The following is a 19712-nucleotide window of genomic DNA, read 5'->3' as shown; positions in this document are numbered from 1 at the left end:
TGACCCCGCTCGCGGACCCGACGATGTGTCCCGAGCGGCTTCCCCGCGACCCCCTGAGGTAGTACACCCATGTACATGTCCACGATCGACCGCCCGCACTCCGGGGGCGACGACGCGACACCGTCGCGCCGCAAGGCGTTCTTCCTGTTGAGCGGCAATGTGTTCGCGCTCGGCGCCGTCAGCCTGGTCACCGACATCTCCTCGGAGATGATGACCGCCGTGCTGCCGGTGTACCTGGTCGTCGGACTGCATCTGAGCCCCGCCGCCTACGGTGTCGTCGACGGCACCTACACCGGCGCGACCGCCCTGCTGCGGCTGATCGGCGGCTACGTCGCCGACCTCACCCGCCGCCGCAAGTTCATCGCCGGACTGGGCTACGGCCTGTCGGCGGTCGCGAAACTCGGCATGCCGGCCGCCGGCAGCGCCGTCGGCGCGATCGGTGCGGTCATTGCCGTCGACCGCACCGGCAAGGGCCTGCGCACCGCCCCACGCGATGCCCTGATCACCCTGTCCACCCCGCCGCGGCTCTACGGCCGCGCGTTCGGCGTGCACCGGACGATGGACACCATCGGCGCGTTCGTCGGGCCCCTGGTCGCGATCGGCATCCTCGCCGCCACCGCGCAGGCCTACGACGCGGTGTTCGTGGCCAGCTTCTGCATCGCCGCGTTCGGCGTCCTGATCCTGGTGCTGTTCGTGCGCGACCACCGCGACGAGCAACCGGTCAAGGGGGCGGTGTCGCCGCGCGCGCTGGGCGGGCTGATCCGGCTCACGCCGGTGCGCCGGCTGGTCGCCGCGGCCTGCCTGGCCGGGCTGGTGACCATCGGCGACGGTTTCGTCTACCTGCTGCTGCAGCAGCGAGAACACCTGAGTGTCAGCTGGTTTCCGCTGCTGGCCGTCGGCACCAACCTGTCGTATCTGGTTCTGGCCACCCCGCTCGGCCTGCTCGCCGACAAGATCGGCCGCCTGACCGTGGTGCTCGGCGGCTACTCCGCGCTGGTGCTGGTGTACCTGCTGCTGTTCGGCCCGTTCGGCGGTACCGCGCTGCTGGTGGTGCTCGCGCTCTACGGCCTGTTCTACGCCGCGACCGACGGCGTGCTGATGGCGCTGGCCGGTCCGGTGCTGCCGAAAGCGTTGCGCACCACCGCAATCGCGCTGATCCAGACCGGGCAGGCGCTGTCCTACCTGGTGTCTTCGGTGCTGTTCGGCCTGGCCTGGACCCTGTGGGGACCGGCGAACGCGAGCCGGGTCGCCGCCGGTCTGGTGGCGGTGGCCGTGGTCGTGATCGCCGTGCTGCTGCGCGGCGTCCAGGCCGCCGGGACCGCCGAGGACGTCGCCGAGGCCGCGGAGGAGCACGCGTGAACCGGCGCACGGTGTCGGCCCTGCTCGGGGCGCTGATCCTGGCCGCGATCGCCATCGGCTACGGCGTGTTCACCGGGACGCGCGCGCAGCCCGCCGTCGCTTACGAGGCGCTGAACATCGCGCCCGGGCCCCGAATCTTGTTCCGCAGCACCGCGGCCGAGAGCAAGGGCCATGTGGCGATGGTGTCCGCCGCCGATCCGGGCGCGGCGCGCGCGGTGTCCGAGCTCGAATGCCTGCGGGTGGCCGCGGCGGCCGGTAGCGGCATCTGCCTGCGGCCCGACGGCCCGCTGGCCACCTTCCAGGCCGCCATCCTGGACGCCGATCTGACCGTGACGCGGGAGATCCCGCTGGTCGGCGTGCCGAACCGCGCCCGATTGTCCGGCGACGGGCGGCTGGCGGCCTGGACGGTGTTCGTGGCGGGCGACTCCTACAACAACGGCCGCTTCTCCACCCGCGCCGGACTGGTCGACCTCACGACCGGCGACATGATCGATTCCCTGGAGTTCCTGTCGGTCGTGGTGGACGGCCGCCCCTACGCCGCGGCCGATCTCAACTTCTGGGGCATCACCTTCGCCGCGGACGACAACACCTTCTACGCCACCATGTCCACCGACGGCCGCCGCTACCTCGTGCGGGGCGATATCGCGGCGAAGACCGTCCGCACCATCGCCCAGAACGTGGAGTGCCCGTCGCTGTCGGCGGACGGCAAGCGGATCGCGTTCAAGTCGGCCGTCGACGGCGACCCCGCGCAGGGCTGGCGGCTCTCGGTGCTGGACCTGGCCTCGGGCGTGCGCACCCCGCTGGCCGAAACCCGCAGTGTGGACGACCAATCGGCGTGGCTGGACCCGAACACCGTCGGCTACGCGGTCTCGCGCGGCGGCGGCGACGCCGATATCTGGGCGGTTCCGGCGGACGGCTCGGGCAGTCCGCGGCTGCTCGTTCCGCACGCCGAATCCCCGGCGGCCCTGGGCTGATCGACCGGCCGGGGACCGCGCGGCGAGCGGGTCCACGGGATCGGCATATTCGGCCAAACCGGTGGTCATCGTGGCCGCGCACGCCCCATCGGATCTACCGGTCCCCGGCCTAGGGTGAGAGAGACAATGTCGTCGACTCTCACCGAGGAGATCATGATGGTTGCCGGCTCGGCGACGGATGGCGCCCGCTTGCGCGCCCTGATGGATAGCGCGGCCAGCGCCACCCAGGCGTGGGAGTTGTTCGACAGCCTGCCGGGGGTGCGCGTCGAGGACATCACCACCGGTCGCTGGCGCGGCGCGGAGGTGGGGACCGGTCACCCCTGGGACGGCATGCTGATCGAAACAGGTTGGTACGGTAAGCAATTCGACAGCGCCGAGCATGTGCAGCCGCTGCTGTTCGCCGCGCCGGACGGCGAGATCTTCCCGGTCGACCCGCGTCGGGTGCCGCTGTTCCTGGCGGGCAAGGTGCCGGTGACGGCGCTGTCGCCGGTGCGCCGCTCGCTCGGGGTGCTGCGGCCGATGCTGCGGACGACCACCTCGCGGGCCCGGCTGCGCGACCTGGAATTCCGGGGAAAGTCCAGTGCCGCAATGGTCTACGACCACCTGCCGATCATCGACATCTTCCGCCGCGTCGACGCGGACACCCTGCTGGGGGTCATGGACATGCGCGGGCTGGACGAGCCGTACTTCTTCGTCCTGCACCGCGACAGCTAGCCGGCGCGAAGCGACTGTCCCGGAGTCGGCGTCCTACCATCGACGGTGAGAGCGGTCTTCGACCCGGGAGGTCCCGATGGAACGCACGACCTGTCTCATCGCCGGTGGGGGACCGGCGGGCATGTTCCTGGGGTTGATGCTGGCCCGCGCCGGCGTCGAGGTCACCGTGCTGGAGAAACACGGCGACTTCCTGCGCGACTTCCGCGGCGACACCGTGCACCCGACGACCCTCGACCTCCTCGACGCCCTGGGCCTGGGCGAGGACTTCGCGAAACTGCCGCAGCGACGGCTGAATACGGTGCAGATCCCGATCGGTGGCCGGATGGTGACGCTGGGTTCCTTCGCCCATATTCCGGGCCGTCACAAGTACGTGGCCATGGTGCCGCAGTGGGATCTGCTGGATCTGCTGGCGCGTGCCGGTGAGGTCGAACCGAGTTTCCGGTTGCGGATGAACACCGAGGCGGTGGACCTGCTGCGCACCGACGGCGTGGTCTCCGGGGTTCGCTATCGCACCGCGGAGGGGGTGACCGGGGAGATTCACGCCGATCTGACCGTGGCCTGCGACGGCCGCTCCTCGGTACTGCGCGCGGCCGCCGGACTCGGCGTCCGCGCCTGGCCCACGCCGTTCGACACCTGGTGGTTCCGGATTCCGCGCACCGGCACCGATCCGTCCGGACTGATTCCGGTGGTCACCGCCCGCCGGGTGGTGGTCATGTTCGATCGCGGGGACTACTGGCAGAGCGCGACCCTCATCGCCAAGGGCAGCGACGCCGACCAGCGTGCCCGCCACCCGGTCGGCGAGATCACGCGCAGCCTGGCCGAGGTGGTGCCGTGGCTGGCCGACCGCACCGACGCCCTCCACGACTGGGACGAGGTGAAACTCCTCGACGTGAAACTGGACCGGCTCGACCGCTGGTACACCGACGGGCTGCTGTGCCTCGGCGACGCCGCCCACGCCATGTCCCCGATCGGTGGGGTCGGCATCAACCTGGCCGTCCAGGACGCTGTGGCGGCGGCCCGCATCCTCGCCCCGAAACTGTTGTCGCGCAGCGTCACCACCGCCGATCTGGCCCATGTCCAGCGCCGCCGCCTGCTACCGACCGTCGTGGTCCAGGGCATGCAGCGCATCGCCCACGCCCGGGTGGTGCGCCCCGCGGTGGCAGGCCGGCTGAGCGTCTCCAATGCGCCGCGAACCCCGTTGTCGGTGCGGATCTTCCGGCGCATCCCGGTACTGCGCAGCCTTCCGATCTACCTGGTGGCTCGCGGCGTCCGGCCCGAGCCCACTCCGGACTTCGCCCGCCGCCCCTGATTGCCGGCGCACGACCCCTGATCGTTACCGCCGCATCGCCTTTCGATGCCCACCCGGCCTCATCGGACGCCGCGCGGGCGGAACTGAATGCTGATGCGTGGCCCCACCGGCCGCCGGGTCTTGGGTATTGCGTGCTCCCAGGTGCGCTGGCACGATCCACCCATCACGATCAGATCCCCGTGTCCGAGCGGATATCGCACGCTCGCGCCACCCCCGCGCGGGCGTAGCAGCAACGCGCGCGCCGCACCCACCGACACGATCGCGACCATGGTGTCGTCGGTCGCGCCGCGCCCGATGGTGTCGCCGTGCCAGGCGACGCTGTCGTTCCCGTCGCGGTAGTAGCACAGGCCCGCCGTCGCGAACGACTCCCCGAGCTCCTGGAAGTAATACGCGCTCAGGGCATTTCGCGCCTCGGTGAGGATCGGGTCCGGTAGCTCGCGGCCCTCGTCGTAGAACGACAGCAGCCGCGGCACATCCACCACCCGGTCGTACATGGCCCGCCGATCCGCCCGCCACGGCACCCCGCCCGCCAGCCGCTCGAACAGCTCATCCGCCCCGCTCAACCACCCGGGCAGCACATCCACCCACGCGCCGTCGCCGAGCTCGGTGCGCCGCAGGCCGTTCAGCCCGCCCAGCTCGACCTCCCCGAACCCATCGAACAGCGATCCCTGCAGTGGCGTCGACATGCGCACGACGCTACCACGAGATCGAACATATGTTCGCAAGGTAATGTCTCTTCGCAGGTCCAAGGGATTCACCACCAGTACTGGAGGTCGAGTTATGGATCAAGACACGATGCTGCAACTCGCCGCCGACGAGCTCGCGACGCGAGCGCTCCGGTATCGCGAGATCGAGATTCTCGACTACATCCCCTCGCAGCCCGATCGCGTGCTGCTCTGCCCCGCGGGTTCGGTGCGTGTCTTCGTCACCGCCGAGGGTGATCCGCTGCTGCGACAGGTACGGGACGCGGCCGCCAACAGCGGGGGCGCGGATATCGACCTGGTCGAGAACGTGATCAGGCCCCGATTCGAAGGGCGCACAAGCCTTTCGCCCTATCAAGTGTGGCGGTTGCTGCAACGCTCACCCATCTTCGCGAGTATCCGCTACGGCGGCCGCACTCTCGCGACGAACGTCTTCCCGCCCGACGACCTCGGCATGGTCGTTCTCGACAATCCGTACAACGGCGGGCAGTTGAACCCGGCCACGCTGACTCTCGTCGAACACCGGCGCGACGATGCCGAGGGTGGCCTGGAGGCCGTGGCCCTCAAATGCGCGCCGCCGCTGACCCCGGCCGAACGGGCCGCCTTGGCGCAGGTGCCGGAGGATCAGCTGGAGGGGAACATCACGGTCGAGGCGCGCTGCGCCCACAACGGCACTTTCGTCGTGTGGGCCGCCCTGGCGGTCACCGTCGCCGTCATCTGCACGGCCGCCGTGATGGCCGACGAGGAACAGCAGCAGCACCTCTCGGACGACCAGATCCAGCGCCTCGGCCCGTCGGCGACAGCTCGGGAACTGCTCGACCTCCGGCGAGAAGCCCTCGGGCGCCTGCACTGACATGGTCCTCGACGACCTGATCTGCACCGCGCTCGCGATCTTTCTGGTGTCGTGGTTTTCGATCTCGGTGCTGTGCCAGATACCCCGCGACATCGGGAAATGGGAGTCCACCAGGCTGGAGAGATGGGTTCGCGTGCACGACGTCTGCGGATTCGTGCCGCGCTGGCATTTCTTCGCGCCACTGCCCGCCACCGACGATCTGCATCTGCTGTACCGCGATCGATTGCCGGACGGCCACGTCACCCGGTGGTGTGAGGTTCCCGCCGGCACCTCGCCGAAATGGCTGGGGCCGGTGTGGAATCCGCGTCGGCGGCAGAACAAGGCGCTGATCGACATCTCGGTCGAACTGGCGAAAGCAGGCCTGGCGCTGGACGGTGACGCCGCCGCCGTACAGCTGTCGCTGCCGTATATCGCGACGCTCAACTTCGTGTGCAGTCTGCCGCGTGACCAGCGCGCCGACGGCACCCAGTTTCTCATCATGCGATCGAAAGGACTCGACGACGATGCGGATCACCACGTGATCTTCCTGTCGACCATGCATTGCTCCGAACCCGCGCACAGCGACGCGTAGCCGCCGATGCTCGCCACCTCGGACGCTCTGTACCTGTCGGCGGCCATCGGCTCGGTCGCCGTCATCATCGGCTCGTTGGAACGGCTGGCGGCGCCGCGGCTGCTCGCCGACGGCGCCCTCGCCGGATGGCCGGTCTCGGCCACCAGCATCCCGCTGCTGACCAGGAGGTCCTTCCAAGGAACTGCCGGACGGCTGCTGGAATACCCGAGAGTGCTCGGCCTCATCGCCGCTTGTCTGGCCTGCGCGGTGCACCTGCTACTGCACCCGTCGTCCGCTCTGAACGCCTTGGCGGCCACCATGATCGCCGCGACCTACATACTGCTGAGCATGCGCTCCCGCTTCGGTGGCGACGGCGCGGACCAGATGACGATCATCCTCTTCGTGTCCCTGGCCCTGGCCTTCGCCATCGGGCAGGAGCGAGCCGAGGTGATCGTCCTCTGGTTCATCACGGCCCAGGTGTGCCTCGCGTATTTCACCGCGGGCGTGGCGAAGCTGGTCAGCCCCGTGTGGCGGAGCGGAGCGGCGCTACCGGAGATCCTGGCGACCCGGGCCTACGGGCATCGCCCGGTCGCCAAGATCCTTGCACGCCATCGAACCACCGCGGCGGCGATGTGCTGGTCGGTGATCCTGCTGGAGTGCAGTTTTCCGCTGGTCCTGCTCGGTATCGGACCGCTCACCTACCTACTGGTGATCAGCGGCGCTCTCCTGCACGTCAGCACCGCGATCCTCATGCGCCTCAACACCTTCCTGTGGGCGTTCCTCGCCACCTACCCGGCGGTCATCTTCTGCGCGACGACCTGATCAGGCCCGCACCTGATCGTGCTGCTCGACGAACCCGAGGAAGCGCGGAATCACCGTTTCCGGTATCGCCCAAAGCATTTCGTGCCCGACCCCGGGGATGATCTCGATATCGGCCGCCGGAATGCACTCCCGCGCCCGCGCCGCGGCCGCATGCGCATCATTGGCGATCGTCGTCTCCCCGAACAGCACCAGCATCGGCGCGGTGACCCTGGCCAACTGCTCGTCGGGCAGTAGCCGCGACCACGGCATCGCGATGCGGAACTTCAACGCGGCCAACGTCAGAGTCCACATCTCCTCGGAGAGCTTCACCCCCGGAGTCATCCACTCCAGGAACTTCTCCATCTTCTCCCGCGTCGGCCGGATCCCGCCGAGCAGGAACTTGAACAGCAGCCCCCACTTCGGCTTCAGGAACGAAGCCGCATCGGGCTCGAGCATGGTGATACTGGCCAGCCGATCCGACCGCTGCGACGCGAACAGCAGCGACAGCCACGATCCCCCCGAATACCCGGCCAAATGCACCCGCTCGGCCCCGATCCCGTCGAACACCTCGACCAGCCACCGGACAATGTCGTCCTGCCCCTTCAACAGCGCCGTCTGCTCACTGCGCCCCGCCCACCCCATCGGATCCACCGTGAAAACGACATGCTCGCGCGCCATCTCCTCGATGAACGGCATCCAGAACAACCCCATCCCCGGCATCCCGGGCAACAATACGATCGGCGCACCCTCGCCGTTCCCGGACTTGCGCAATCGTGTTGTGCCGAACGAGGTTTCGATATCGAGGTCGGTCGCCGGCACCGGCCACTGCGCGGCCAGCTCGTCGTAGGCCCGCAGGTAGTCGCTCTTCGCCTGCTCGTTCTTGAATCGCCCGATCTTGGCCATCGTGTGCCTCCCCGTGATCATCTTCGTTGATGATACGAACGTATCATAAAAATGATATGGGCGTACCATCAAAATCTTCAATCGCTGGGAAGTCGTAAGAGAGCTGGTCAGATGCCTCGTTTGGTTGATCACGAGCAGCGGAGGCGGGAGATCACCACTGCCGCACGCACGGTCATCGCTACCGGTGGGCTCGATGCCGCCACCTTTCAGGCGGTGGCGGCGGAGGCGGGGATCTCGGTGCGGCTGATCCAGTACTACTTCGGGACGAAGCGGGATTTGATGCTCGCTACCCATACGGCGGTGGTGGCGGATTTCGGGGTGGGGTTCACCGAACAGTTCACGGCGTTGGGGCCCGAGGCGACGCCGCGGGAGATCATTCGGACCTTCGCGGTGGGTCTGCTTCCGCTCGATGAGCGACGGCGGCAGGACAATCTGGTGTTCGCGGCCTTTCATGCGGCCAATCTGACCGGGAACACCGTCACCTCCGAGGAGATGATGGGGGCGCCGCGCTATCTGGTCACGGTGATCACCGAGCAGCTGCTGCGCGCTCGGGGGGCTGAATCCGATGCGCACGCCGCGGAATTGGACGCCGAGCTGATCGTCGGCGGCGTCAGCAGCATCACCCAGTTCGTGCTGGCGGGTGGCGCCACCCGGGAGCGGGCGGTCGAACTGCTCGACCGCCTGCTCGACACGATGCTGCTCTAGGCGGGGCGATCAGCCGTGCTGGTCGCCGATGTGGGCGCGAACGAAATCGACTACGGCGTCGGTGAATTCGTCGTTGGCGTCGCTGGCCGCGGTGTGGGCGGCGGTGCCGATCTCGATGTACTCGGCGTGCGGGGTCAGGGCGCGGAAGGCCGTGACGCCCTCCTCGCTGACGACGTCGGAGAGCGCGCCACGCACCAGCAGGGTCGGGATGCTCAGCTGCTTCGCCGCGTTCTCGAGGGCCTCGGTGTGGACGTCGATCTCCTCGCCGCGCCCGTCGCGCGGGCCGCCCATCATGGCCGGGTCCCAGTGCCAGTACCAGCGGCCGTCCGCACGCTTGCGCAGATTGCGTTGCAGGCCTTCGGGATTGCGGGGCCGACGGCGGTGGGGGAGGTAGGCGGCGACGGCGTCGGCGGCCTCCTCGAGGCTGGCGAAGCCCTCGGGATTGCTGGACAGGAAGTTGATGACGCGCTCGACGCCCTTGCGTTCGGGGCGGGGCACGACGTCGACGAGGACCAGGCCGGTGATGCGCGCGGCCTCGGGGTGGGTGGTGGCCATCAGGCCGGTGAGCCCGCCCATGGACGCGCCGACGATGAACGCCGGCTTGCCGAGCTGCTCGAGTACCGCCATGAGGTCTTCGACCATGGCGTCGCGGCGGTAGTTGCCGTCCGGATCCCAGTCGCTGTCGCCGTGGCCGCGCGCGTCCAGGAGGACCGCGTGCATGCCGGCCTTGGCCAGGGCCAGTCCGGAGTCCTTCCACGATCCGCGGGTCTGCCCGCCGCCGTGCAGGAATACCACCAATGGGCCGTCCTGGGGTCCCCAGCTGTCTCCGGCGATGGTGATGCCGCCGTACCCGCGGAAGTTGACCCGGGCGGGTTCGGTGAATTCAGCGTCATTGCTCACCCTCCGAGCATCGCACACGTCGATATACGGTGTATGACAACCGGCCGGTAGCCAGGACCGGCGGATCGCCGGGCGGGCGTGAACCCTGCCACAGTGGCCGGACCTGCGTATTGCCACGGACTTGCTGGTGAACCCGGGTGCGGTGAGTTCCGGCAGGTCGGAGCGGTTGCCGTGGAGGTGCGCCGACCGCTGACACACAGGGGGTGCGGGGTCGGCGAGCCATTCCCGCGCTGGTAGGGTCACTGCCCGAAAGACATCCTTTAACGGACCGTCCCGTGAGGCGGGGAAGGAGGTCGGCATGGCTGTGCCCGAAGACCGGGCGGCCAAGTCGAGCGCTGCCGAGTTCTCGCAGCGGCACGACCCGGACCAGGTCGAGACCGGACGCGAGCTGCTGTCCGATTCCGACGTCGGCCGGACGATCGCCCGCATGGCGCATCAGATCATCGAGAAGACCGCGCTGGACTCCGGTGATCCGCAGGTTGCCCGCGTGGTGCTGATCGGAATCCCCACTCGCGGAACCACTCTGGCCCATCGCCTGGCCGGCCGGATCGAGGAATTCTCCGGCGTCCGCCCCGCGATCGGCTCCCTGGACATCACCCTCTACCGCGACGACCTGCGCTCCAAGCCGCATCGACCGCTCGAGCGCACCTCGGTGCCCGAAGGCGGCGTCGAGGACGCGCTGGTGGTGCTGGTCGACGACGTGCTGTTCTCCGGCCGCACCGTGCGCTCGGCCCTGGACGGCCTGCGCGACCTGGGCCGCCCCCGCGCGGTGCAGCTCGCCGTACTCATCGATCGCGGCCACCGCGAACTTCCCATCCGCGCCGACTACGTCGGCAAGAACGTCCCGACCGCGCGCACCGAGGACATCTCGGTGCTGCTGCGCGAGCACGACGGCCGCGACGGCGTGTACCTGCGTCAGGAGGGTGACACCCAGTGAAGCACCTGCTCTCGGTCACCGACCTGGACCGCGAGACCGCCAACGGCCTGCTCGACGAGGCCGAGCGGTTCGAACAGGCGCTGCTGGGCCGCGAGGTCAAGAAGCTGCCGACGCTGCGCGGGCGCACGGTGATGACCGTGTTCTTCGAGAACTCCACCCGCACCCGGGTCTCCTTCGAGGTCGCCGGCAAGTGGATGAGCGCCGACGTCATCAATGTCAGCGCGTCGAGTTCCTCTGTCTCCAAGGGTGAATCGCTGCGCGACACCGCGCTGACCCTGCACGCGGCGGGCGCGGACGCGCTCATCGTGCGCCACCCCGCCTCGGGCGCGGCGCATCAGATCGCGCGCTGGTTCAACGAGATGGACGAGGCCTCCAGCGGTTACGCCGGTCCCGGACCCGCCATCATCAACGCCGGTGACGGCACCCACGAGCACCCCACCCAGGCGCTGCTGGACGCGCTGACTCTGCGTCAGCGCCTCGGCGACCTGGAGGGCAAGCGGGTCGTACTGGTCGGCGACATCCTGCACAGCCGGGTGGCCCGCTCGAACGCCTTCCTGCTCAGCACCCTCGGCGCGGAGGTCGTGCTGGTCTCGCCGCGCACGCTGCTGCCGGTGGGCGTGGAGGCCTGGCCGGTGCGGGTCTCGGACTCCCTCGACGCCGAGCTGCCCGGCGCGGACGCGGTCATGATGCTGCGTGTGCAGGCCGAGCGCATGAACGGCGGCTTCTTCCCGTCGGCGCGCGAGTATTCGATCCGCTACGGCCTCAACGAGCGCCGCATGAAGATGCTCGACGACCACGCGGTGGTGCTGCATCCCGGCCCCATGCTGCGTGGCATGGAAATCGGTTTCTCCGTCGCCGATTCCCCGAAAGCGGCTGTGCTGCAACAGGTCAACAACGGAGTCCATATGCGCATGGCGGTGCTGTTCCGCCTGCTGGTCGGAACCGACGAGGTGGTGGCATGAGCATCCTGATCAAGAACGTCTTTCTCTACGGTGAAGGTGAAGCGGTCGACGTGCTGCTCGCCGACGGTGAGATCCGCGAGATCGGCGCGGGGCTGAACGCTCCCGACGCCGAGGTCGTCGACGGCAAGGGCCAGTACCTGCTGCCCGGCTTCATCGACCTGCACACCCACCTGCGCGAGCCGGGCCGCGAGGACACCGAGACCATCGAATCCGGTTCCGCCGCAGCCGCTCTGGGCGGTTACACCGCGGTGTTCGCGATGGCCAACACCAGCCCGGTCGCCGACACCTCGGTCATCACCGACCACGTGTGGAAGCGCGGCCAGGAGGTCGGCCTGGTCGACGTGCACCCGGTGGGCGCGGTCACCGTCGGGCTCGAGGGCAAGCAGCTCGCCGAGATGGGCACCATGGCCGCCGGAGTCGGCGCGGTGCGCATGTTCTCCGACGACGGCCACTGCGTCTACGACCCGCTGATCATGCGCCGCGCTCTGGAATACGCGAACTCGCTGGGCGTGCTCATCGCCCAGCACGCGGAGGAGCCGCGCCTGACCAAGGGCGCGGTCGCGCACGAGGGCCCGAACGCCTCGCGTCTGGGCCTGGCCGGCTGGCCGCGCGCGGCCGAGGAGTCGATCGTGGCGCGTGACGCGCTGCTGGCCCGCGACGCCGGGGCCCGCGTGCACATCTGCCACGCCTCCACCGCCGGCACCGTCGAACTGCTGAAATGGGCCAAGTCCCAGGGTATTTCGATCACCGCCGAGGTGACCCCGCACCACCTGCTGCTCGACGACTCGCGGCTGGAGACCTACGACGCGGTGAACCGGGTGAACCCGCCGCTGCGCGAATCCTCCGACGTGGCCGCCCTGCGGCAGGCCCTGTCCGAGGGCGTCATCGACTGCGTCGCCACCGACCACGCCCCGCACGCCGAACAGGACAAGTGCTGCGAGTTCGCGGCCGCGCGTCCCGGCATGCTGGGCCTGGAGACGGCGCTGTCGATCATCGTGGAGACCATGGTCAACCCGGGACTGCTCGACTGGCGCGGGGTCGCGCGGGTCATGAGCGAGAACCCGGCGCGGATCGTGGGCCTGGACGATCAGGGCCGGCCGCTCGCGGTCGGCGAACCCGCCAACCTGGCGCTGATCGACCCGGCCACCGAATGGACGGTGGAGGCGAACAACCTCGCCTCGATCGCCCGCAACACGCCCTTCCAGGCGATGACCCTGCCCGCGAAGGTGACCGCCACCTTCCTGCGCGGCCGGCTCACCGCCCGGGACGGCAAGATCGTCGCCGGTTAGCGGCGGGTGGGGAACCGAGGAGAACCGTCATGCGATTGCTGCAAGTGCTGATTCTGCTGGCCTTTTTCGTGCTGTGCCTGGGACTCATGTACTGGGCGTGGACCGGCCGGGCCAAGAAGCAGGCGGGCGCTATCGGCGACCTGCCCGCGGTGCCCGCGGACTGCGGTGCGCAGCTGCTGGAGCCCACCACGGGGCTCTACCTCGGCAGCACCCTCGCCCCCAGCTGGATTCAGCGAATCACGGTGGGCGACCTGGGTTTCCGCGCCACCGCGGAGCTGACCCGATTCGAACGCGGCATCCTGCTGGAGCGGGACGGCGCGGGGACGATCTGGATTCCGCAGGAATCCATCACCGCCGTGCGCGCCGAGCGCGGGCACGCGGGCAAAGTGATGACAGAAGACGGTGTGCTGGTGATTCGCTGGACATTGCCGACCGGAACCGAGGTGGATACCGGTTTCCGCGGTGACGACAAAGCGGTGTACCCGGCATGGACCGCAACAGCTACGAAGACGGGAGACGAGGCATGAGCAGCGGAAATACTGCCGTGATGGTGCTCGAGGACGGCCGCGTGTTCCGCGGGACGACCTTCGGCGCCGTCGGGCAGACCTTGGGTGAGGCGGTGTTCTGTACCGCCATGACGGGCTACCAGGAGACCCTCACCGACCCCAGCTACGACCGCCAGATCGTGGTGGCCACCGCGCCGCAGATCGGCAACACGGGCTGGAACGACGAGGACGACGAGTCCTCGAAGATCTGGGTCGCCGGGTACGCCGTGCGCGACCCCGCGCGCCGCGCCTCCAACTGGCGCGCCAACCGCACCCTGCAGGCCGAGCTGGAGAACCAGAACGTCGTCGGCATCGCGGGCATCGACACCCGCGCGGTGGTGCGCCACCTGCGCACCCGCGGTTCGATGAAGGCGGGCATCTTCTCCGGCGATCAGCTCGCCGACTACGAGGAGCTCGTCGCACGGGTCAACGGCCAGCAGTCCATGCTGGGCGCGGACCTGGCCGGTGAGGTCTCCACCGACACGATGTACACCATCGACCCGGTCGGCGAGCACCGGTTCACCGTGGTGGCGGTCGATCTCGGCATCAAATCCAACACCCCGCGCATGTTCGCCCAGCGCGGCATGCGGGTGCACGTGGTGCCCTCCAACGTGACCCTGGACCAGATCAAGGAACTCAACCCCAACGGCGTGTTCCTGTCCAACGGTCCGGGCGACCCGGCCACCGCCGACGCGCAGGTCGCGCTCACCCAGGGCGTCCTGGGCGAGGGCATCCCGCTGTTCGGCATCTGCTTCGGCAACCAGATCCTGGGCCGGGCGCTGGGCCGCAACACCTACAAGATGAAGTTCGGCCACCGCGGCATCAATGTGCCGGTCATCGAACATCATTCGGGCCGGATCTCGATCACCGCGCAGAACCACGGCTTCGCCCTCGAGGGCGAGCGCGGCGAGGTCTTCGACACCCCGTTCGGCAAGGCCGAGGTCAGCCACGTGTGCGCCAACGACGGTGTCGTCGAAGGCGTGCAGCTGGTGAACGGCAAGGCCTTCTCCGTGCAGTACCACCCCGAGGCCGCGGCCGGACCCCACGACGCCGCCTACCTGTTCGACCGTTTCGCCATGCTGATGGAAGGAGCCTGATGCCACGCCGCACCGACCTCAACCACATCCTGGTGATCGGCTCGGGCCCGATCGTCATCGGCCAGGCCTGTGAGTTCGACTATTCGGGAACCCAGGCGTGTCGCGTCCTGCGGTCGGAGGGCCTGCGCGTGTCGCTGGTCAACTCCAACCCGGCGACCATCATGACCGACCCGGAGTTCGCGGACTCGACCTATGTCGAACCGATCACCTGGGAATTCGTCGAAAAGGTCATCGCCAAGGAGCGCCCCGACGCCATCCTCGCGACCCTGGGCGGTCAGACCGCGCTCAATTGCGCTGTCGCCCTGCACGAGAACGGCATTCTCGAGAAGTACAACGTCGAGCTGATCGGCGCCGACTTCGAGGCCATCCAGCGTGGTGAGGACCGCCAGAAGTTCAAGGACATCGTCGCCAAGGTCGGTGGCGAGTCCGCGCGCTCCAAGGTCTGCTACACCATGGGCGAGGTCCGCGAGACCGTCGAGGAACTCGGTTTTCCGGTGGTCGTGCGCCCGTCGTTCACCATGGGCGGCCTGGGCTCGGGCATGGCCTACAACCACGAGGATCTCGACCGCATCGCCGGCGGCGGCCTGGCCGCCTCGCCGACCGCGAACGTGCTCATCGAGGAATCCATCCTGGGCTGGAAGGAATTCGAGCTCGAGCTCATGCGCGACCGCAACGACAATGTGGTCATCGTCTGCTCGATCGAGAACGTGGACCCAATGGGCGTGCACACCGGTGACTCGGTGACCGTCGCCCCGGCCATGACCCTCACCGACCGCGAGTACCAGAAGATGCGCGATCTGGGCATCGCCATCCTGCGCGAGGTCGGCGTCGACACCGGCGGCTGCAACATCCAGTTCGCGGTGGACCCGCGCGACGGCCGCCTGATCGTCATCGAGATGAACCCGCGCGTGTCGCGCTCGTCGGCGCTGGCGTCGAAGGCCACCGGCTTCCCGATCGCCAAGATCGCCGCCAAGCTGGCCATCGGCTACACCCTCGACGAGATCGTCAACGACATCACCAAGGAGACCCCGGCCTGTTTCGAGCCCACGCTCGACTACGTGGTCGTGAAGGCTCCGCGCTTCGCCTTCGAGAAGTTCCCCGGCGCCGACACCACGCTGACCACGACCATGAAGTCGGTCGGCGAGGCGATGTCCATGGGCCGCAACTTCTCCGAGGCGCTGGGCAAGGTGCTGCGCTCGCTCGAGACCAAGGCCACCGGCTTCTGGACCCTGCCCGACGGTGAATGGACCGACGCGGCTGCCATTCTCGACGACCTCAAGGTCCCCACCGAGGGCCGCATCTACCAGGTGGAGCGTGCGCTGCGCCTGGGCGCGAGCATCGAGGACACCGCCGCCGCCTCCGGCATCGACCCCTGGTTCGTCGCCGAGGTCGCCGCCCTGGTGGAGCTGCGTCAGGAGATCATCGACGCCCCCGTGCTGGACGAGCCGCTGCTGCGCACGGCCAAGCACTACGGCCTCTCCGATCGCCAGATCGCCGCGCTGCGACCGGAACTCGCCGGTGAGGGCGGCGTGCGCGAGCTGCGCCACCGCCTGCAGATCCGCCCGGTGTTCAAGACCGTCGACACCTGCGCCGCCGAGTTCGAGGCCAAGACCCCGTACCACTACTCGGCCTACGAGCTCGATCCCGCCGCGGAGTCCGAGGTCGCGCCGCAGCGTGAGCGCGAGAAGGTCATCATCCTGGGCTCGGGTCCCAACCGCATCGGTCAGGGCATCGAGTTCGACTACTCGTGTGTGCACGCCGCGCAGACGCTGTCGGCCGCGGGCTACGAGACCATCATGGTCAACTGCAACCCGGAGACGGTCTCGACCGACTACGACACCGCCGACCGCCTCTACTTCGAGCCGCTCACCTTCGAGGACGTGCTCGAGGTGTACCACGCCGAAACCGAGTCCGGCACCGTCGCGGGCGTCATCTGCCAGCTGGGCGGGCAGACCCCGCTGAGCCTGGCGCAGCGCCTCACCGACGCGGGCGTGCCCGTGGTCGGCACCTCGGCGGCGGCCATCGACCTGGCCGAGGACCGTGGCGAGTTCGGTGACGTGCTGGTCGCGGCGGGTCTTCCGGCCCCCAAGTACGGCACCGCCACCACGTTCCCGCAGGCCAAGAAGATCGCTGCGGAGATCGGTTACCCGGTGCTGGTGCGCCCGTCCTACGTGCTGGGCGGCCGCGGCATGGAGATCGTCTACGACGAGGCCACCCTCGAGGACTACATCTCCCGCGCCACCGAGATCACCCCGGACCACCCGGTGCTGGTCGACCGGTTCCTGGAGGACGCCATCGAGATCGACGTCGACGCCCTGTGCGACGGCGAGGAGGTCTACCTGGGCGGCGTCATGGAGCACATCGAGGAGGCCGGTATCCACTCCGGTGACTCGGCGTGCGCCCTGCCCCCGATCACCCTGGGCCGCAGCGATATCGAGGCCGTGCGCCGTTCGACGGCCGCCCTGGCCAAGGGCATCGGCGTGAAGGGCCTGCTGAACGTGCAGTACGCGCTCAAGGACGACGTGCTCTACGTCCTCGAGGCCAACCCGCGCGCCAGCCGTACGGTGCCGTTCGTGTCCAAGGCGACCGCGGTGCCGCTGGCCAAGGCCGCGGCGCGGATCGCGCTGGGCGCCACCATCGCCGACCTCCGCAAGGAGGGCCTGCTCCCGGCCGAGGGCGACGGCGGCACCGTGCCGTTCGACGCCCCGGTCGCGGTGAAGGAAGCGGTGCTGCCGTTCCATCGCTTCCGCCGCCCGGATGGTTCGGGTATCGACTCGCTGCTGTCGCCGGAGATGAAGTCCACCGGTGAGGTCATGGGCATCGACGCCGACTTCGGCACCGCCTTCGCCAAATCGCAGTCCGCCGCCTACGGTTCGCTGCCGACCGAGGGCACCGCGTTCGTGTCCATCGCCAACCGCGACAAGCGCGCCATGGTGTTCCCGGTCAAGCGCCTGCACGACCTGGGCTTCCGCATCCTCGCCACCGAGGGCACCGCGGAGATGCTGCGCCGCAACGGCATTCCCTGCGATCGGGTGCGCAAGCACTCCGACGAGGCGAATGATCAGGCCAGCATCGTGGACATGATCAAGGACGGCGACGTCGACATCGTGTTCAACACCCCCTACGGCAACAACGGCCCGCGCGTGGACGGCTACGAGATCCGCACCGCCGCGGTGGGCGCGAACATCCCGTGCATCACCACCGTGCAGGGCGCGGCCGCGGCCGTGCAGGGCATCGAGGCCACCATTCGCGGCGGCATCGGCGTGCGCTCCCTGCAGGAACTGCACGCGGTGCTGCGCGGATGAGTGCCTCCGGCGCTGCGCGGATGACGAGTTTCGGGGTCCGGCTGCGGGAGTCGATGCGCGAGCACGGTCCGCTGTGCGTCGGCATCGACCCGCATCCGCCGCTGCTGCGGGCCTGGGGTCTGTCCGAGGACGCCGCGGGCGTGGCGAAATTCGCCGACGCCTGCGTGCGAGCCTTCGCGGGCCGGGTGGCACTGGTCAAACCGCAGGTCGCGTTCTTCGAGACCTACGGTTCGGCCGGAATCCTGGTGCTGGAGGAGACGATCGCCGCCCTGCGCGAGGCCGGCACCCTGGTGCTGGCCGACGCCAAGCGTGGCGACATCGGCTCCACCATGGACGCCTACGCCCACGCCTGGCTCGGTGACGGGCCGCTGGGCAGCGACGCGGTGACGGTGTCGCCGTACCTGGGATTCGGTTCGCTCACACCGGCTCTGGAGCTGGCCGCGGCCAACGGTCGCGGCGTGTTCGTGCTGGCCGCCACCTCCAATCCGGAAGGGGCGGAGCTGCAACGCATCACCGGCGCCGACGGCCGCACCATCGCCCAGCGCATGGTCGACGCCGCCGCCGCGGCCAATGTCGGAGCCGAATTCGGTTCCGTCGGCGTGGTTGTCGGCGCGACCCTGACCGAGGCCCCGGACCTGAGCGCCCTCAACGGGCCGATCCTGATGCCCGGTGTGGGCGCGCAGGGCGGGGGAGCGGACTCCATTCGCGCCCTGGTGCCCGAACGGGATCTGGGTGCCGTACTGCCCAATGTCTCGCGCGAGGTGCTGAAGGCCGGCCCGACGGTGGCCGCGCTGAAGGACAAGGTGGCCGAGCTGTCGGAGGAGTTCGCCTTCCTGCAGCGCTGATCTCCGCTCGTAGAGTCGCTCGCGGCACCGGATTCGATCCGGTGCCGCGAGTCGTTCGGAGGAAGGTCCTCCGCTTCTTCGCCTCGGCCGGATAGAGTGGCGGTATGCCTGCCGCAGTGCCGCCCAAGGGAATTCATCGTGCGCTCGTGCTCGGCGGGGGTGGCGCGGTCGGCCTGAGCTGGATGGCGGGCGTGGTCATCGCGCTGCGTGACGCCGGTCTCGACCTGGCCGCGGCCGACCGCATCGTGGGCACCTCCGCCGGATCGGTCGTCGGCGCGGCGCTGGCCGCGCAGGTCGACCTGAGTCTGCTGCTGCGGCGGCCCGCCATGGACAACCCCGAGTTCACGCCGATCACCTTCGACCCGGCTCGCTTCGGCGAGACCTTCGGCCTGTTGAACACCCCGGGCCTGGATCCCGCCGAGGCCCGCCGCCGCGCCGGAGTCCGCGCCCTCGAGATGAATCTCGGCGATCCGGCGGCGCATATCGCTCGCATCGGGGCGTTCGTCGGCCATACCGACTGGCCGCAGCGGGATCTGCGGATCACCGCCATCAGCGTGGCCACCGGTGCACTCCAGGTGTGGACCCCGGCCGGCCGGGCCACCCTGCCCGAGGCGCTGGCGTCGAGCACCGCGGTCCCCGGTGTCTTCCCGCCCATCCCGATCGGCGACGACCATTACTTCGATGGCGGCATGCGCTCGCCCATCAACGCCGACCTGGCCGCCGGCGCCGAACGCATCCTGGTGATCGAACCGCTGGCACACCTGTTCCCGCATGCCGCCTCCGACCGCGACCTGGGCGGCGCGGCAACGAGTTTCATCGCTCCCGACGCCGGGGCGATCGCCGCCTTCGGCCCCGACCTGTTCAGCGCCGCCGCGCTGGAGCCCGCCTACGAAGCCGGTGTGCGGCAGGGTGCGGAGGCGGCCCCGGGCTTGAAGGACTTCTGGCCCAACGCCTGAACCGGGC

The 19712-nt window shown here is 69.1% G+C and carries 19 protein-coding genes; 16 read left to right on the top strand and 3 right to left on the bottom strand.

What is annotated here, in order from left to right:
- Positions 1-75 precede the first annotated feature (75 nt).
- From ACYVKL_RS07550 to ACYVKL_RS07535, 4 genes are all read left to right on the top strand, one after another.
- Positions 76-1359, top strand: a complete 1284-nt coding sequence (locus ACYVKL_RS07550; RefSeq protein ID WP_379169456.1) for an MFS transporter — start codon at positions 76-78, stop codon at positions 1357-1359.
- Positions 1356-2333 (top strand): TolB family protein, encoded by a 978-nt coding sequence (locus ACYVKL_RS07545; protein WP_379169454.1) that lies wholly within the window; start codon positions 1356-1358, stop codon positions 2331-2333. The genes ACYVKL_RS07550 and ACYVKL_RS07545 overlap by 4 nt, the downstream gene beginning before the upstream one ends.
- 201 nt (positions 2334-2534) lie before the next feature.
- Entirely contained in the window at positions 2535-3047 is a 513-nt protein-coding gene (locus ACYVKL_RS07540) for a DUF4334 domain-containing protein (protein ID WP_379169869.1), read from the top strand.
- A 76-nt stretch (positions 3048-3123) separates the two neighbouring features.
- The gene (locus ACYVKL_RS07535; RefSeq protein WP_379169452.1) at positions 3124-4356 is read left to right on the top strand and encodes an FAD-dependent oxidoreductase; all 1233 of its coding nucleotides are present in this window, start codon (positions 3124-3126) and stop codon (positions 4354-4356) included.
- A gap of 59 nt (positions 4357-4415) precedes the next feature.
- Here the strand turns inward: ACYVKL_RS07535 and ACYVKL_RS07530 are convergent, their stop codons facing one another.
- On the bottom strand, positions 4416-5042 hold the full coding sequence (locus tag ACYVKL_RS07530) for an alpha-ketoglutarate-dependent dioxygenase AlkB (protein WP_379169450.1): 627 nt from the start codon (positions 5040-5042) through the stop codon (positions 4416-4418).
- 94 nt (positions 5043-5136) lie between these two features.
- Here ACYVKL_RS07530 and ACYVKL_RS07525 point away from each other — a divergent pair, with 94 nt between their 5' ends.
- The 3 genes from ACYVKL_RS07525 to ACYVKL_RS07515 are packed head-to-tail and all read left to right on the top strand — an operon-like array spanning position 5137 to position 7282.
- On the top strand, positions 5137-5910 hold the full coding sequence (locus ACYVKL_RS07525) for a hypothetical protein (RefSeq protein ID WP_379169448.1): 774 nt from the start codon (positions 5137-5139) through the stop codon (positions 5908-5910).
- 1 nt (position 5911) lies between these two features.
- Positions 5912-6481 (top strand): hypothetical protein, encoded by a 570-nt coding sequence (locus ACYVKL_RS07520; protein ID WP_379169446.1) that lies wholly within the window; start codon positions 5912-5914, stop codon positions 6479-6481.
- A 6-nt stretch (positions 6482-6487) separates the two neighbouring features.
- Positions 6488-7282, top strand: a complete 795-nt coding sequence (locus ACYVKL_RS07515; protein ID WP_379169444.1) for an HTTM domain-containing protein — start codon at positions 6488-6490, stop codon at positions 7280-7282.
- Here the strand turns inward: ACYVKL_RS07515 and ACYVKL_RS07510 are convergent, their stop codons facing one another.
- Positions 7283-8185, bottom strand: coding sequence for an alpha/beta fold hydrolase (locus ACYVKL_RS07510; protein WP_379169442.1), 903 nt, complete (start codon positions 8183-8185; stop codon positions 7283-7285).
- Between the two features lie 90 nt (positions 8186-8275).
- On the opposite strand from ACYVKL_RS07510, the gene ACYVKL_RS07505 reads away from it, so the two are divergent.
- On the top strand, positions 8276-8869 hold the full coding sequence (locus ACYVKL_RS07505; RefSeq protein WP_379169440.1) for a TetR/AcrR family transcriptional regulator: 594 nt from the start codon (positions 8276-8278) through the stop codon (positions 8867-8869).
- Positions 8870-8878: 9 nt separating this feature from the next.
- On the opposite strand, the gene ACYVKL_RS07500 is transcribed toward ACYVKL_RS07505, so the two are convergent.
- Complete coding sequence (locus ACYVKL_RS07500) at positions 8879-9769, bottom strand: alpha/beta fold hydrolase (RefSeq protein WP_379169438.1); 891 nt, start codon at positions 9767-9769, stop codon at positions 8879-8881.
- Between the two features lie 298 nt (positions 9770-10067).
- Here ACYVKL_RS07500 and pyrR point away from each other — a divergent pair, with 298 nt between their 5' ends.
- The 8 genes from pyrR to ACYVKL_RS07460 all read left to right on the top strand — a co-directional run bounded on the left by pyrR (position 10068) and on the right by ACYVKL_RS07460 (position 19705).
- On the top strand, positions 10068-10706 hold the full coding sequence (pyrR, locus tag ACYVKL_RS07495; protein ID WP_213556280.1) for a bifunctional pyr operon transcriptional regulator/uracil phosphoribosyltransferase PyrR: 639 nt from the start codon (positions 10068-10070) through the stop codon (positions 10704-10706).
- Positions 10703-11668 carry an aspartate carbamoyltransferase catalytic subunit gene (locus tag ACYVKL_RS07490; RefSeq protein ID WP_357198978.1) on the top strand — a complete coding sequence of 322 codons (966 nt, stop codon included), beginning with the start codon at positions 10703-10705 and terminating at the stop codon, positions 11666-11668. Before pyrR ends, ACYVKL_RS07490 begins: the two co-directional genes overlap by 4 nt.
- Positions 11665-12957, top strand: coding sequence for a dihydroorotase (locus ACYVKL_RS07485; protein ID WP_379169436.1), 1293 nt, complete (start codon positions 11665-11667; stop codon positions 12955-12957). Before ACYVKL_RS07490 ends, ACYVKL_RS07485 begins: the two co-directional genes overlap by 4 nt.
- A 29-nt stretch (positions 12958-12986) precedes the next feature.
- Complete coding sequence (locus ACYVKL_RS07480) at positions 12987-13484, top strand: PH-like domain-containing protein (protein ID WP_213556277.1); 498 nt, start codon at positions 12987-12989, stop codon at positions 13482-13484.
- Entirely contained in the window at positions 13481-14599 is a 1119-nt protein-coding gene (gene carA / locus ACYVKL_RS07475; RefSeq protein ID WP_213556276.1) for a glutamine-hydrolyzing carbamoyl-phosphate synthase small subunit, read from the top strand. Before ACYVKL_RS07480 ends, carA begins: the two co-directional genes overlap by 4 nt.
- A complete protein-coding gene (gene carB / locus ACYVKL_RS07470) occupies positions 14599-17904 on the top strand; it encodes a carbamoyl-phosphate synthase large subunit (protein ID WP_379169433.1) in 3306 nt (1101 codons plus the stop codon). The genes carA and carB overlap by 1 nt, the downstream gene beginning before the upstream one ends.
- Before the next feature lie 20 nt (positions 17905-17924).
- Positions 17925-18749 carry an orotidine-5'-phosphate decarboxylase gene (gene pyrF, locus ACYVKL_RS07465; protein ID WP_379169867.1) on the top strand — a complete coding sequence of 275 codons (825 nt, stop codon included), beginning with the start codon at positions 17925-17927 and terminating at the stop codon, positions 18747-18749.
- A 104-nt stretch (positions 18750-18853) separates the two neighbouring features.
- On the top strand, positions 18854-19705 hold the full coding sequence (locus ACYVKL_RS07460) for a patatin-like phospholipase family protein (protein ID WP_379169431.1): 852 nt from the start codon (positions 18854-18856) through the stop codon (positions 19703-19705).
- Positions 19706-19712 lie beyond the last annotated feature (7 nt).

This window comes from Nocardia tengchongensis (assembly GCF_054781395.1).
Note: the sequence above shows the minus strand (reverse complement) of the source record. Positions and strands in the feature narration are given on the sequence as shown.